The organism is Paenibacillus sp. sgz302164, assembly GCF_056120505.1.
The window spans coordinates 250,828-264,332 of record NZ_JBVYOL010000011.1; the positions used below are offsets into that span (position 1 = coordinate 250,828).

The window sequence follows — 13,505 nt, forward strand, 5'->3', positions numbered from 1 at the left end:
TCATCAAGGGGGGCGCAAGAGTTGAACCGCGAAGTGATGCTGCATATGTTGAGTATTGTAGATGAGTACGTCACGACTGAAGATTTGAATGAGCTGCTGAAAGCGTTTATTCGGGATAAAGAGCAGGAACAGAGCCGATGGTCGGACATTACGCGCGTTACGCATTTTATGTTGGGAGGGAATTCGCCGAATATCGACCGGATTGCCGCGGCAACCGAGATGATGATGCTTTCTTTGGATATTATCGATGATCTGCAGGATCAGGATAACGATAAAAAGCCGTGGATGAAATGTCCGCAGGCGTATACGTTAAATGCGATTTTGGCGCTTTTTGCCGGGTTTATAGGGGAACTGGGATCGCTCATCGGCAAAGAGCAGCAGGAAAGGGTCTGCACGGAGGCAAGCAAGCTTTTGTTCAGAGCGATCAACGGCCAGCAAAAAGATTTGAATCAATCCGTCCGAACCGTGGACGACTACCTGATGATGGTGCAGGAGAAATCGGGTTCTCTCTTTAGGCTTGCCTGCTGCATGGGATACTCCTCCGTACCCTGCCCGCCGGATACCGCCGCGCAACTAAACGATTTGGCGGATTGCATCGGTCTTCTTCATCAAATTCAAAATGACGTGAAAGATTTTACCCGCTATGATTTGAAAAACGACCTGTTTGCCAAAAAACGCACGCTGCCCATCCTGTATTTGCTCTCCATAGAAGACGATACTTTTGACGGGTTGAAGCATTATTACGAAGATAAAATGACGATGGACGAGCTTTTGCAGCATAAGCAGCAGCTTTTAACCTACATAGACAATTCCGGGTGCAAGGAGTATGCGGAAGTCGTGCAAACGGTTTGCGTACAAAAGGCCAACGAAATTTTCGGAAACATTTCGGCGTTGTCGCCCTGGAAAGAAAAGTTTAAGGAAATCACCTACGGCGATTTTGAATATGAGGCGTAAAAAGGGAGGATGATTGCATCATGTCAACGGCGGGAGAAGTGATTGAAAACAGGTTAAAAGAGTTGGGAATCGTGCTTCCCGAGGCGAGTGCGCCTGCGGCGAAATACGCCAATTTCGTTATTGTGAACGGACTGCTGTTTGTTTCGGGAAAAGGGCCGGCCGGAAGCCCCAAAGGGAAGCTCGGCCAGGATTACACGACGGAAGAAGGGTATCAGTTTGCGCGGCAGGCCGGACTTGAGGTGCTCGCTGTTTTGAAGGCCGGACTTGGCACGCTGGATAAAGTAAAAAGAGCGGTGAAAGTGCAGGGCTTTGTGAACGCCGTCCCGCAGTTCGAAGAACATCACAAAGTGCTGAACGGATTTTCCGATCTCTTGTTCGAGGTTTTTCAGGAGAAGGGTGCTCATGCCCGTTCCGTTTTGGGCGCAAATTCGTTAAGAGACAACCTTCCGATTGTCGTCGATTCGATTTTTGAAGTCGAAGATGCCTCTCGGTAAATGGACCTTGTCTCAAATGCCCGTTCGATGAGATAATGAACATACAATTGTAAAGGAGCGGATCTCATGAGTGAACAATTGCTGCAACAAATTCTCGATAAGTTAGACCAAACGAATCAACGAATCGAACAAATCGACCGGCGGCTTGATAAAGTCGACCAACGGCTCGATAAAGTTGACCAACGGCTCGACAAAGTTGATCAACGGCTCGATCACCTTGAATCTAGCGTCACCTCGATCAAAGAAACGATGGCAACGAAACAGGATGTAGAGCTGTTGCCTGCCATTCAGCAAGCAGTATCGGAGGTAAATAAAGAAGTCGTAGCAACAAGCGAGAGTGTTCAACGAATAGAAGTAACTTTAACTGGACATGAGGCTACATTGGATTTGCTTGCAAGACGTTCCATCGATCAGGAAGCTGCGTTGAGACGGATTAAATAACGATTGCGGGGCGGTCCCGCACAAGTAGGCGAACTTGTGGGGAATGCCGCTTTTCTGGACGCGCGCCTCTACCGGCTGTAGGTCGTGGAACTGCACAGCTGGGCAGGAGACAGCTCAGTAGGGAGAAAACCTGCGAAAGTACAGGTTTTTTCTGCGGAATTAGCTTGTTTTGGCGAAAAACCTGCAAAAGTGCAGGAATTTTCGCTGAAAGTGAATCTAAGTCCATGTATTCGATGAAAAGCCTGCACAATTGCAGGAATTTTTCGTGGACAGGGATCAAGGGCGCAAATTCATGTATTTTTGCAGGTTTTTTCCGTGGAAATAGGCCGGTCGACCGACCGCCGTCATGCAGCGCAACACCGCGCGCTGGGAGCTGCGCAGATTGTGGCTATCGACTCTGACAAGTAGGTTTTTCGATAGCCTGGCTTTTGGGCTTTTGCAGGTCTTTCTGCACGCGGCGCGGTCAGAAAGAGCAAGAACCTTGTCAGGCAAGCCCCATCGGCAAGGCAGCTGTCTCCTCCTCTCGGTGAGGAGAAAGCCGAAACAAGCCGGCTTTTTCAAATGTAGCCGGTCCACTCGATGTGGACATGTTCCTCGTCGTCGTCATCTTCGGCAGCGGCATTCACGGCTTCAGTGACTTCTTCAACCTCCGCTGCTTGCACGGGTTCATCGTGTGCCAAAGGAATCCCTCCTGTCTGTATGGAAACTATATATGTTTTACCCAATTTGCAAAAGCTTATACGGTTGGTTGACTTTCAATTGTTATGTAACTATAATTGTTACATGCAAGCCGTGAAATGAATGGGGTGAACAGTGATGGCGATTAACAGCAAGTTGGCGGTGGCCGTACACATACTCGTGCTACTTCAGATTGACAAAGGCGCGCGCATAACATCGGAGTATATCGCCGGCAGTGTGAACACGAACCCTGTCGTCATCAGACGCATCATCGGCATGTTGAGCAAGGCGAAGCTTGTGCATACGACTCCGGGAGTCGCCGGAGCGAAGCTGATGCGTCCGATCGGAGAGATCACGCTGCTTGACATTTATCATGCCGTGCAAGCGGAAGATCAGGACGCCTTGTTTACGATTCACGAGCAGCCGAATCCGGATTGCCTCGTCGGGCGCAACATTCAAGGTGCGCTTGAGCTCAGCTTTAATCAGGCCCAGCAAGCGCTGGAAAACGAGCTGGCAAGCGTAACGCTGGAGCAGGTCGTCTCTAATGTGCTACAGCAAGGACCAACATAAAATGATAAACTCAAGGGTTTTTCATTTTTTTTGCCAATACATGTAACTGAAAAAGTTACAAAACAAAACGGAGGGATCAGTATGACTTTAAAAATTCAAGTTTACTCTGACTATGTATGTCCTTTTTGCTTTTTGGGAAAAGTTCCTTTAGAGCAAGCGGTTGAAGGTAAGGATGTAGAGCTGGAATGGATGCCTTTCGAGCTGAGGCCGGAGCCTGCGCCTCCGATTGATCCGATTAACGATGCCCCGAAACGGGCTTCATGGGATTCTTATATCAAGCCCGCTGCCGCGAAGCTGGGTCTCGAGATGAGGCTGCCGAACTTGTCGCCGCATCCGTACACGGGCCTCGCTTTCGAAGGTTTCCAATTCGCCAAGGAGCAGGGCAAAGGAACGGCCTATAACGACCGCGTATTCCGGGCGTTTTTTCAGGAAGAGCAAAACATCGGCGACATCGGCGTATTGACGCGTCTTGCCGCAGAAATCGGCCTTGATTCGGCGGCGTTCAAGCAAGCGCTTGAAGAGCGCCGATATCGGGAGGCGCAGCAGCAATCTTTGCAGCACGCGTACCACGAAGCGGGCATCCAGGCGGTGCCGACGATCAAGATCGGCAGCCAGGTGATTCAAGGCATGGCGTCCAAGGAAACGATAGAGCGCATCATTCAGCAAGAGCTGCAACAAGCGCAGGTTCAGCCTGGGGATTCGGGTTTGGCCTGCGGTATCGATGACAACAACTGCTGATTAGACGTCGCCCGAGCGGGGGGTGACCGCTGCCATGCTCTGGCGACGCAAGGCGCGCCCGGGATTCGCGAGCGCTGTTAATAGAAACAACGGGGAGGAAACGAACATGAAAATAGCATTGATCGGAGCGACCGGAACGATTGGACAGCGGATTTTAAAAGAGGCGCTTGACCGCGGCCATCAAGTGACGGCCATCGTAAGAACTTCCGCGAAAGTCACGGTCAGTCATCCGAGCCTGACTGTTGTGACGGGAGATATTTTCAAAGCGGACAGCCTGGCTTCCCTTGTAAAAGGCCACGACATTCTCGTCAGCGCCTACGGGCCGGCCGGAGACCCGGGCGCTTTGGCCGATCTGACCCGCACGTTGATCGAAGCCGTGAAAATTTCCGGCCTCGACAGGCTGCTGGCGGTCGGGGGAGCAGGCAGCCTGGAGGTGGCTCCAGGCGTGCAGATCGTCGATACGCCCGGATTCCCGGAGGCGTGGAAGCCTATCGCGTTGGCGCATCGCAACGCGCTTGGCATTTTGCGCGAGTCCGATATCAATTGGACATCGTTCTCACCGGCCGGGATGATCGAGCCGGGCGAGCGGACAGGCAAGTTCCGCCTGGGCACCGAGCAGCTGGTCACCGATGAAAACGGCAACAGCAAAATTTCAGCGGAGGATTACGCGATCGCCCTGCTGGACGAAGCCGAGAATCCGCAGCATATCCGCGCCCGTTTCACAGCCGCTTATTGATTCTTTACAAGGAACCTGACGGGTCGCTTGCGCCTGTCAGGTTCTTTGGCATGCCCGGGAATCGAAGCATCCCACGGGCCTTTTTTTGTAGTATCATAAGAGGGAGATCATGGTACAATAAACCAAATAAGTTACATAGGCGGTAAGAGATGAAAAGTATTTGGAACATTTATGTTACGGACTGGAAAAATATTTTCAAAGTACCTACAGGGATTTTTCTTATGGTTGCCCTCATATTGATTCCTTCCATTTACGATTGGGTCAACGTTACTTCCGTGTGGGATCCTTACGCGCATACCGGCGGAATCAAAATTGCCGTCACAAGCAAGGATGAAGGGGCTTCCGTCAACGGCAAAACGGTCAACATCGGCAGCGATGTGATAGAAAGCCTGAAAGCCAACACGAAGCTAGGCTGGACTTTCGTCGATGCGGACGAGGCCAGGCGCGGCGTTGAGCGGGGCGATTACTATGCGAGCTTGCTGATCCCCGCCGATTTCTCGCGGAAAATTACAGGCATTGCGGAAGGAAACGTGCAAAAGCCGGAAGTGGAATATACGGTCAACGAAAAAATGAACGCGGTCGCACCCAAAATTACGAATTCGGGAGTTTCCGCCGTGACGGCTCAGATCAACGAAAATTTTGTGAAAACGGTAAGCGAGACGGCGCTCAAAAAGTTGAACGAAGCCGGCGTCCAGCTGGAGGAACAGCTTCCGACCATCCGCAAGGTGGAACAAGGCGTGCTGACCCTCGAGCAGAGCTTGCCCGAGATCGACAGCTTGGGCCAAAAGGTGCTTGAGGTCGAACAAAAGCTGCCGGACATTCACGACAAAGCTCAAAAAATCGTCAGCCTCGAGCAAAAGATTCCGCAGATCCGCGAAGCGGGGGATGCGATCCTCAGGATCGACGAGCGCTGGCCACAAATCAATGAAGCGGCCCAGCAGGTGATCGTCCTCCAGCAGAAGCTGCCGGAAATTCAGAAGGTGGCGGACCGCATTGCCGAGCTGGCGCGAAATTTCGATCAAGTGGAGAACGCGCTGAATACGGCGATGGAGAAGACGCAGAAAGCCGAAGAGATCGTCGCCGCCGCGCAGGAGGCTCTGCCCCAAATTGAGCGGATCGCCACGGAAGGCGGAGCTTTTGCGGACAGCCTGCAGGACTTTTTGGCGAAAAACGATGCCGCCCTCCAGACGCTCCCCGCTGTCGTGAAGCAAAATTTGCTGCTGCTGCAGCAAATCGCGCAGAACGCGGCTGAAGTAACGGGGCTTTTGATGGACGCCAATATCGATCCGCAAAAAGCGCTGAATGCGCTGGCCTTTGTGAAAGACCGTCTGACGGCAGGCGTCGAGGTGCTGAATAGAACTACGGATTTGCTGAGCAGGTTGAATACGTACGTTCAGAGTCCTGTTTTGACCGATATGATCGATCGCCTGGGCACTCTGAAATCCAAAATGAACCGGCAAATTCAGACGATCACCGCCATTACGGCGGCTATTGAACGCGGGGAGAAGCCGGCGAAAGAGCTGGTGGAGAGCTTGAATACGTTGTCCAAAGAGGCGGACGGCATTTTGGGCGATATATTGTCCCGATACGATACGGAGATCGTCCCGAAGATGAAACAAGCTTTCGGGCAGGTGCAGGCTGTGGCGAAGGCGTCCGCGGACGTACTTCAGACGGCCAAAGCGCAGCTTCCGAATATAAAGGAAATTTTGAACGATGCGCAGGCGGGAATCCAATTCGGCATCGCCCAGCTCAGCGCGCTGCAAAAAGATATGCCGCAAATTCGCGTCAGGGTGCAGGACGCGTCGGCAAGCATGCAGGACAAGATGGACGAGTTCACCAAAGCTGTGAATGCGGCGGTTCCTTTTGTGCAGAACGATTTGCCGAAAGTCGGGGAGAAGCTTCATCAAGCGGCCGATTTTGTCCGTAATGATTTGCCCGCAGCGGAGGAGCAGCTGCACCGGCTTTCGGATTTCGTGCAAAACAAGCTTCCGGAAGTGGAGGACGGGGTTCATCGGGCGGCGGATTTTGTCCGGAGCGATCTCCCCGCTTTGGAAGATGCCGTGCACAAGGCTGCGGATAAGATCAGGCAGGTGCAGGGCGAGAACAATTTCGCGGATTTGGCGAAGCTGCTGCGCGGCGATATTGCCGAGGAGAGCGATTTTTTGGCGAAGCCGGTGCAAATCAGCGAGAATCGGTTATATCCCATTCCGAACTACGGCTCCGCCATGTCGCCCTTTTACGCGGTCTTATCGCTATGGGTCGGCTCTACGCTGCTGATTTCGCTGCTGCGGGTCGATCTGGACAACCCCGGGGGCAGATACAAAGGGTATCAGATGTATTTTGGCAGGCTGCTGACGTTTCTTACCCTGGGCTTTTTTCAGGCGCTTATTTTGACGCTGGGGGATATTTGGATTCTTGGCACTTATGTCGCCGATAAAATCTGGTTCGTTCTTTTCGCCGTACTGGTCAGCAAAGTATTCGTTACGATTACTTACACGCTGCTGTCGGTTTTCGGAAATACGGGGAAGGGGATTGCGATCATTTTCATGGTGTTCCAGTTCTCCAGTTCAGGGGGCACGTTCCCGATCAGTACGGCAACGCCATTTTTTCAAGCGCTGAATCCTTTCATGCCGTTCACTTATGCGATCAGTTTACTGCGGGAAGCGGTCGGGGGCATTTGGCCGGAGACAGCTATCAAGGACGCGCTGGGCCTCTGCGTTTTTATTGCGCTCAGCTACTTGGCGGCGCTTGCTCTCAAGAAGCCGTTAAGCGGCTTTACGAAACGGTCGGCCGAAAACGCGCGGCGCACAAAAATCATCTCCTAGGACCACCGTCCGCCGGCAAATACTATGAAAACAATGAAAAAACCGATATGATAGAACAAATATACGTTTTCGGAGGCTTTCATGAAAGCAGATCTTTCCCCCGGCTCCTTGCCTTTATTCGAGGCGCTGGCCAGTTCCGTCCGGCTTAATATTATGCATCTTCTCGCCCAAAAGGATATGAATATCAAAGAGCTCGCCGAGGCTTTGGGCCTCAGCAGCGCGATCATGACCATGCACGTCAAAAAGCTGGAAAAAGCGAAGCTGATCAAGACGGCGATCGTTCCGGGACGCGGCGGCCAGCAAAAGCTGTGTTCGATGAATCCGGACATGAGCAGCATCGAAATTTTGCTCCCGCAAAGAGACAAGCCGCTTATTCGCGAGCATACTCATATTGAAATTCCGATCGGGCACTACACGGATATTGAAGTCAATCCTACTTGCGGTCTTGCGACAACGGAGAAAGTGATCGGCAGCTTTGACGATTCGCGCAGCTTTTTATCCCCGGAGCGGGTGAATGCCAAAATTTTATGGATCGGCTGCGGTTATGTCGAATACAAAATTCCGAATTACCTGCTCGCCAGCGAAAACCCGATAGAGCTGGAAATTTCGCTCGAGATGGCTTCGGAAGCACCCAGCGTCAACAACGACTGGCCTTCCGACATCACCTTTTTTTTGAACGGCCGTTTTCTTGGGCAGTGGACTTCTCCGGGAGATTTCGGCGGTTCGCAGCGGGGCAGGTACACGCCGGACTGGTGGAGTTCGGGGCTTAACCAATTCGGTTTGCTGAAAATGTTCACGATCAACAAGGACGGTACCTTCCTTGACGGGCAGCGCATGTCCGACGTGACGCTTGACGATATCGACATTCGCCAAAAGCAGTGGACGCTGCGGATCGCTGTCCTGCCTGACGCCAAAAATCCGGGCGGGCTCACCCTGTTCGGCACCGGCTTCGGCAACTACAACCAGGATATTGTCGTCAAGCTGTACAAGGAAACGAAGCCGTACTGAATCAAGTTTGCCGATTCATCGTTTTTCATATTGTCGAACCCGCAACTATCATGTAAGATTCAGATAGGTAATTTTTCCTAAATGATAGAGTGGGGGAGACGAATCGTGTCATTTTTCAAAAAGATGCTGGCCAAGGTCGGAATCGGCAACATTGATATAGACGCCCAGTTTCATACGGAGCAGTTTATTCCCGGAGGGTATGTCGACGGAGTCGTCGTTGCCACGGGAGGGAACGTGGAGCAGACCGTCAGAAAGCTCTATTTTCGGCTTATGACTGAGTATTACAAACCTGTCGAAAGAGACGCAAACCGCGACGGGCGCACCGAAATTCATTATGAAAAGCAAACCGTCGAGATTGCGAATTTCGTTTTGGGCGAAAGCCTTGTTTTCCGGCCGGGCGAAACGAAAGAAATTCCTTTCAGCCTTGTACTGCCGCATCATACTCCTATTTCCATCGGTGAGTTCCCGATTTGGATTCGAACCGGGCTTGATATCGACAATGCGGTCGATCCGACGGACCGGGATGACGTTGAAATATTGGCGCATCCGTACACGTCGATTTTGTTCAAAGCGCTCGAACTGCTTGGATTCCAGATGAGCAAAGCGGAAAACGAGTATTACCCGCAGCACAATTACGCCCTGCCGTTTATCCAAAAGTTCGAATTCGAACCGACCCTGCGCAGCCGGTACAAAAACACAATAGACGAACTGGAAATCGTGGCATATCCGAATGAAGGCGGGATTGAAATCATTTTGGAGCTGGACCGCAAAGCCCGCGGATTCAACGGATTTTTGGCCGAAATGCTCGATATGGACGAAACCGTCGGCAGATTCTCGTTCAGCAGCGAAGAATTGGATGAGGGACCGTCATTTATCGCCGAGCAGCTTAGCAGTATTTTCAACGATTTGGTGTAAAAATAGCAAAACCGCCTCATGCCATGAATTTGGTCTGAGGCGGTTGCTGTTTATAAGCTCATTTTGGCAAGATGCGCTTGGAGGCGGTCCAAGTTCTGCTCATTTCCCGGTTCGGCATACGATTTGACCTGTTCAAATACAGCGGCATTCTCAAAGAGCTGGCGAAAAGTAACCCGGGTTTTGCCGCCCAAATCTTCAAAAGTGGCCGTCACTTGGAACTGGGGATTCGAGATATGCCGGAGTACGATTCGCTCAGGTTCGGTGATCTCGCCGAAGACGATCTTGTTCGGATAATTAGCCCCGTTAGGGCCATGCATCGTAAACTGCCAGCTGCCCCCCGGCTTCAAATCAAATTCGTGAAACGTATTCGTAAAGCCGGCTGGCCCCCACCACTGCGCCAGATCGTCGGCGTTTGTCCACGCCTTAAATACGAGTTCGCGCGGCGCATCCATTATGCGCGCAGCCACCAGTTCATTTTCGCCGGCGCCGCTCGGGTCCGGGCTTGGGCTGCCTGTCGGTTTGTTGTCTGTCATATCGGTTCCTCCCATTCTTTCGCTCATACTAACGTTCCTCGATTAATCGGTTTCATCCGCCGAATCGGCTAGGAAGTCCCCGAGATTGTCGAGGTTGCGCTCCCAGCTCATCCTGTGCTCGATTGTACCGGTAACTTCAGTATAAAACATGACGTAACGTAAGGTTCAAGACTTTATTATGAAAATATTGCCGGGGAAATTAAAAAACCTTGGTTCATTACTATTCCTTCGGCATCTTGCTTTGATCCATATACAACACATTCCACCGATGGCCGTCCAAATCGGCAAAACCGGCGCCGTACATCCAGCCTTGGCCGTGGGGCGCGCTATATACGGTGCCGCCTGCTTCGGCCGCTTTCCTCAGCAGCTCGTCTACTTCCTCTTTGCTGTCGGCATCGATGGAAAGCAGCACTTCCGTACCTTGCTTGGTGTCTGCAAGCTCGTTTCTCGTAAAGTTTTTGAAAGCCGCTTCCGGAAAAAGCATCACGATGACATTCTTGTCTCCGATGAGCAAGCCGGCGGCTTCGTCGCTATTGTTGTGCCGCGGATGAAATGCAAAGCCAAGTTTGGTGAAAAACTCTCTTGACTTCTTGATGTCCTTCACAGGAAGATTTAACCAAAACTCTTTCACCATAGCAATCTCTCCCTTGCAGTAGTAGTATAGACGTCTTTAATTGTACTATAGCACGAAAAATGACCCGGAGTTTCTTTTGGATTGCTTTTTTGCCAATCCATTGCATATTGCGGGGGGATTGCGAGCAGGATAATTTAATTGTTTCAACGAATATCAACGAAACAACTTTTGAAGGAATTTTATATTGGGAAACAGGAGCGAACCTGAGTGATTGTACAGAGCATTACATTATTGTGGGGGAAAAAGACTAGAGGCGCACCTTATTCTACTCTAAGAAATCATTATAATAAATCATTCTCTATTCCAGAATCAATGATAAATTATAAATCTGATTCAAAAATACCATTTCATCGAATTGGTTTAATTCAAAACGAACAAGGTATTTTGATCAAAAATAATAAAGTAGAATTTGTTGAATCTAACTTATGTGATTGGAAGATAGGGTGTGTTGAAATACAAAGAAATGAAGATCGTCTTCTTATTTATTTTAAATATACCGATTATTGCGGAAAACCGATAAGATACGACTCAAGATATAATTACTTGTCGGAAATGGCTTTTGAACTTAATAAAAACGAATATGGGAGAATTATTTATAATGGAAGATTGGTTCACCATGATGCAGGGGAATGGATATATCAGCTAAACATATTGAACGTATATAATTCAAATTGTAATAATAAAGAGATATTAGTTGATAAGAAACCATTGAAAGAATATAAGCAGTTGGAGATTCTATTCTGAACATGGCGTGATATGGCGACAATCCTTGGGTAAAGACTGGAAAGCCTGAAAGAGCATCGCTAGCAGCGATAAGGCAGGGGTTCAGTCCAAGCGCAAGGAGAGGTTCAATCCTCATTGACAACCGGCAATATAAAATAATAAAATTCGGCATTCGCCCCTTGTTTGCTCCGTACCCCAATACGACCGCCATGCAGAGATCCAATGCCGTTGTCTTTAATCGCAAGCTGAATCCATTCCGCCCGAGCTGGTCGCACAATCTGCCTGGTTGCACGAAGAAAACCTGCAAAAATGCAGTTTTTGCTCGATGGATACGTCGGCTACGGAAAATTCCTGCAATTGTGCAGGCTTTTCGCCGCTAACAGGGGTTCAGGTTCGTTTTCTCCGAAAATTCCTGCACAATCGCAGGCTTTTCGCCAAAATGGACCTTTTTTACTGGAAAAGCCTGCACTTTTGCAGTTTTTTTCTAGTAGACCTTTTCATTCTGTGGAGTGGCGATCGTGATGTGATATGAGTTTATTGGTCTTTCCTGCATTTCTAATCCCCTGGCGGGCGAGTTTTTTAACAGTCATTTCCCTGAAAGAGGGTGTGCGGTGGGATTATGCCTAATTACCGATACCAGCATATCCCGGGAATTGATATACTTATGGAGCAGGTGGACGAGATGATCACCGTCAAACAGTGCACCAGCGTTGCCAGCCAGTACGGGCGAAAGCGGGTAATCACCAGATCAGGATCTATAAAGGATAACGGGAGGACTTTTGATGAATACCCAAATTGCCGGGGGCGTATGGCCTACGATGCTGACTCCGTTCACGGAGTCGGATGAAGTCGATTATAAGGCGCTGGGCCGCTTGGTAGAGTGGTATTTGGACAACCAGGCAGATGGCTTGTTCGCCGTATGCCAGTCAAGCGAAATGTTTTATCTGAGCCTGGAAGAAAGAGTGAAGATCGCTGCTTTTGTCAAGCAAAAAGCGGCGGGGCGCGTGCCGGTTGTCGCCTCCGGTCATATCTCCGCCGCGTTCGAGGACCAGGTGGCGGAGCTGAACGCCATGGCGGAGACGGGAATCGACGCCCTGGTGCTGGTGACGAACCGGCTTGCCGCGCAGCATGAATCGGACGAAGTGCTGAAGAGCAATTTGACCAGGCTGCTGGAGCACATTCCCGGGGAGGTTAAGCTCGGGTTGTACGAGTGTCCGTCACCGTACAAGCGGAACTTGCCTCCCGCTCTGCTTGAATGGTGCGCCGGGACAGGCCGGTTTTACTTCCTGAAAGACACCTGCTGCGACGCGGAACTGATCCGGGCGAAGCGGGAATCGACGGCCGGATCGGCCCTCCGTATTTTCAACGCCAACTCGGCCACTTTGCTGGAAACGTTAAATTCGGGCATCGCAGGGTACGTCGGCGTCATGGGCAATTTCCATCCCGATTTGTACGTATGGCTGATGCGCAGCTACGCTTCCCGTCCGGAGGAGGCCGAGGATCTGATCAGCTTCCTGACCATGGCTTCCTGGATCGAAAAACAGCTGTACCCGGTCAATGCCAAGTACTATCTTATGCTTGAGGGAATCTTGAGCAATTACCGCTGCAGATCGAAAGACGATACGCAATTCTCGGCCACGGATCGCCTTGAGGTCGTGCAGATGCACCGGATTACCGGGGCCTATTCGCAAAAATACGCTATTTAGCAAAGGGGATTAAAACAATGATTGTAAACGACATTCATTCATTGGAGCAGGAGCGGCACTTGCTGCCGGCTGCCGTACAGAGAGGGCTCGACTACGTTCTTAAGCAGGAACTGGCCAACTCGGCCCCCGGCAAATACGAGCTTGAAGGAGATTTGATGTTCGCTTTGGTCCAAGAGGTCGTCACGCGGCCGTTCGCGGAGCAAAAGCCGGAATCTCATGCGGTCTACACGGACATTCAACTGCTGGTCAGCGGCGAGGAGCGACTGGGTGTCAGCAGAAAAGATTCCGGCTCCAAGCCGATCGACGACCAGTTTGAAGCACGCGACATCGCATTTTACGATAAGGCGCAGAGTCCGCGGGAGTCGGAGATCGTCCTGCAGCCGGGCATGTTCGCGGTCTTTTTCCCAAGCGATATTCACCGCCCCTGCTGCTCGTTAAGCGTCGACGGACCGATCAAAAAAGTCGTCGTCAAAATCCATCGGCAGCTGCTGGAGTAGTTCCGACTTGCCGCAGGATGGATGGCGATAGTCCGGCCTCGCGTGTATGACGC

At 51.0% G+C, this 13,505-nt stretch carries 15 protein-coding genes; 12 read left to right on the forward strand and 3 right to left on the reverse strand.

Going from position 1 to position 13,505, the window contains the following annotated elements; genetic code table 11:
- Positions 1-21 precede the first annotated feature (21 nt).
- The 3 genes from AC0LWT_RS19920 to AC0LWT_RS19930 all read left to right on the forward strand — a co-directional run bounded on the left by AC0LWT_RS19920 (position 22) and on the right by AC0LWT_RS19930 (position 1,889).
- Positions 22-954, forward strand: coding sequence for a polyprenyl synthetase family protein (locus AC0LWT_RS19920; protein WP_474683002.1), 933 nt, complete (start codon positions 22-24; stop codon positions 952-954).
- A 20-nt stretch (positions 955-974) separates the two neighbouring features.
- Positions 975-1,448 (forward strand): RidA family protein, encoded by a 474-nt coding sequence (locus AC0LWT_RS19925; protein ID WP_474683003.1) that lies wholly within the window; start codon positions 975-977, stop codon positions 1,446-1,448.
- 66 nt (positions 1,449-1,514) lie between these two features.
- Positions 1,515-1,889, forward strand: coding sequence for a histidine kinase (locus AC0LWT_RS19930; protein ID WP_474683004.1), 375 nt, complete (start codon positions 1,515-1,517; stop codon positions 1,887-1,889).
- Between the two features lie 557 nt (positions 1,890-2,446).
- On the opposite strand, the gene AC0LWT_RS19935 is transcribed toward AC0LWT_RS19930, so the two are convergent.
- Positions 2,447-2,569, reverse strand: coding sequence for a hypothetical protein (locus tag AC0LWT_RS19935; protein WP_474683005.1), 123 nt, complete (start codon positions 2,567-2,569; stop codon positions 2,447-2,449).
- 136 nt (positions 2,570-2,705) lie between these two features.
- On the opposite strand from AC0LWT_RS19935, the gene AC0LWT_RS19940 reads away from it, so the two are divergent.
- The 6 genes from AC0LWT_RS19940 (at position 2,706) to AC0LWT_RS19965 (ending at position 9,359) form a co-directional block, all read left to right on the forward strand.
- A complete protein-coding gene (locus tag AC0LWT_RS19940) occupies positions 2,706-3,137 on the forward strand; it encodes an Rrf2 family transcriptional regulator (RefSeq protein ID WP_474683006.1) in 432 nt (143 codons plus the stop codon).
- Positions 3,138-3,218: 81 nt separating this feature from the next.
- The gene (locus AC0LWT_RS19945; RefSeq protein ID WP_474683007.1) at positions 3,219-3,875 is read left to right on the forward strand and encodes a DsbA family oxidoreductase; all 657 of its coding nucleotides are present in this window, start codon (positions 3,219-3,221) and stop codon (positions 3,873-3,875) included.
- A 106-nt stretch (positions 3,876-3,981) separates the two neighbouring features.
- Entirely contained in the window at positions 3,982-4,611 is a 630-nt protein-coding gene (locus tag AC0LWT_RS19950; protein ID WP_474683008.1) for an NAD(P)-dependent oxidoreductase, read from the forward strand.
- A 149-nt stretch (positions 4,612-4,760) separates the two neighbouring features.
- Positions 4,761-7,436 (forward strand): YhgE/Pip family protein, encoded by a 2,676-nt coding sequence (locus tag AC0LWT_RS19955; RefSeq protein ID WP_474683009.1) that lies wholly within the window; start codon positions 4,761-4,763, stop codon positions 7,434-7,436.
- A gap of 81 nt (positions 7,437-7,517) precedes the next feature.
- Positions 7,518-8,444 carry an ArsR/SmtB family transcription factor gene (locus AC0LWT_RS19960; RefSeq protein WP_474683010.1) on the forward strand — a complete coding sequence of 309 codons (927 nt, stop codon included), beginning with the start codon at positions 7,518-7,520 and terminating at the stop codon, positions 8,442-8,444.
- A gap of 105 nt (positions 8,445-8,549) precedes the next feature.
- A complete protein-coding gene (locus AC0LWT_RS19965; RefSeq protein WP_474683011.1) occupies positions 8,550-9,359 on the forward strand; it encodes a sporulation protein in 810 nt (269 codons plus the stop codon).
- A gap of 50 nt (positions 9,360-9,409) precedes the next feature.
- On the opposite strand, the gene AC0LWT_RS19970 is transcribed toward AC0LWT_RS19965, so the two are convergent.
- Positions 9,410-9,892, reverse strand: coding sequence for an SRPBCC family protein (locus AC0LWT_RS19970; RefSeq protein ID WP_474683012.1), 483 nt, complete (start codon positions 9,890-9,892; stop codon positions 9,410-9,412).
- Positions 9,893-10,112: 220 nt separating this feature from the next.
- On the reverse strand, positions 10,113-10,526 hold the full coding sequence (locus AC0LWT_RS19975) for a VOC family protein (RefSeq protein ID WP_474683013.1): 414 nt from the start codon (positions 10,524-10,526) through the stop codon (positions 10,113-10,115).
- 207 nt (positions 10,527-10,733) lie between these two features.
- Here AC0LWT_RS19975 and AC0LWT_RS19980 point away from each other — a divergent pair, with 207 nt between their 5' ends.
- From AC0LWT_RS19980 to AC0LWT_RS19990, 3 genes are all read left to right on the forward strand, one after another.
- Complete coding sequence (locus tag AC0LWT_RS19980; RefSeq protein WP_474683014.1) at positions 10,734-11,270, forward strand: hypothetical protein; 537 nt, start codon at positions 10,734-10,736, stop codon at positions 11,268-11,270.
- 761 nt (positions 11,271-12,031) lie between these two features.
- Positions 12,032-12,955: a dihydrodipicolinate synthase family protein gene (locus AC0LWT_RS19985; RefSeq protein WP_474683015.1), complete on the forward strand. Its 924-nt coding sequence runs from the start codon at positions 12,032-12,034 to the stop codon at positions 12,953-12,955.
- A 17-nt stretch (positions 12,956-12,972) separates the two neighbouring features.
- The gene (locus AC0LWT_RS19990; protein WP_474683016.1) at positions 12,973-13,452 is read left to right on the forward strand and encodes a NanQ anomerase/TabA/YiaL family protein; all 480 of its coding nucleotides are present in this window, start codon (positions 12,973-12,975) and stop codon (positions 13,450-13,452) included.
- Positions 13,453-13,505: the final 53 nt, after the last annotated feature.

What these genes read in the sequence shown, in the direction of transcription:
- AC0LWT_RS19975 (WP_474683013.1), bottom strand. Translation starts at nt 10,526, where the DNA reads ATGGTGAAAGAGTTTTGGTTAAATCTTCCTGTGAAGGACATCAAGAAG.
- AC0LWT_RS19955 (WP_474683009.1), top strand. Translation starts at nt 4,761, where the DNA reads ATGAAAAGTATTTGGAACATTTATGTTACGGACTGGAAAAATATTTTC.
- AC0LWT_RS19925 (WP_474683003.1), top strand. Translation starts at nt 975, where the DNA reads ATGTCAACGGCGGGAGAAGTGATTGAAAACAGGTTAAAAGAGTTGGGA.
- AC0LWT_RS19945 (WP_474683007.1), top strand. Translation starts at nt 3,219, where the DNA reads ATGACTTTAAAAATTCAAGTTTACTCTGACTATGTATGTCCTTTTTGC.
- AC0LWT_RS19990 (WP_474683016.1), top strand. Translation starts at nt 12,973, where the DNA reads ATGATTGTAAACGACATTCATTCATTGGAGCAGGAGCGGCACTTGCTG.
- AC0LWT_RS19940 (WP_474683006.1), top strand. Translation starts at nt 2,706, where the DNA reads ATGGCGATTAACAGCAAGTTGGCGGTGGCCGTACACATACTCGTGCTA.
- AC0LWT_RS19970 (WP_474683012.1), bottom strand. Translation starts at nt 9,892, where the DNA reads ATGACAGACAACAAACCGACAGGCAGCCCAAGCCCGGACCCGAGCGGC.
- AC0LWT_RS19985 (WP_474683015.1), top strand. Translation starts at nt 12,032, where the DNA reads ATGAATACCCAAATTGCCGGGGGCGTATGGCCTACGATGCTGACTCCG.
- AC0LWT_RS19950 (WP_474683008.1), top strand. Translation starts at nt 3,982, where the DNA reads ATGAAAATAGCATTGATCGGAGCGACCGGAACGATTGGACAGCGGATT.
- AC0LWT_RS19960 (WP_474683010.1), top strand. Translation starts at nt 7,518, where the DNA reads ATGAAAGCAGATCTTTCCCCCGGCTCCTTGCCTTTATTCGAGGCGCTG.
- AC0LWT_RS19930 (WP_474683004.1), top strand. Translation starts at nt 1,515, where the DNA reads ATGAGTGAACAATTGCTGCAACAAATTCTCGATAAGTTAGACCAAACG.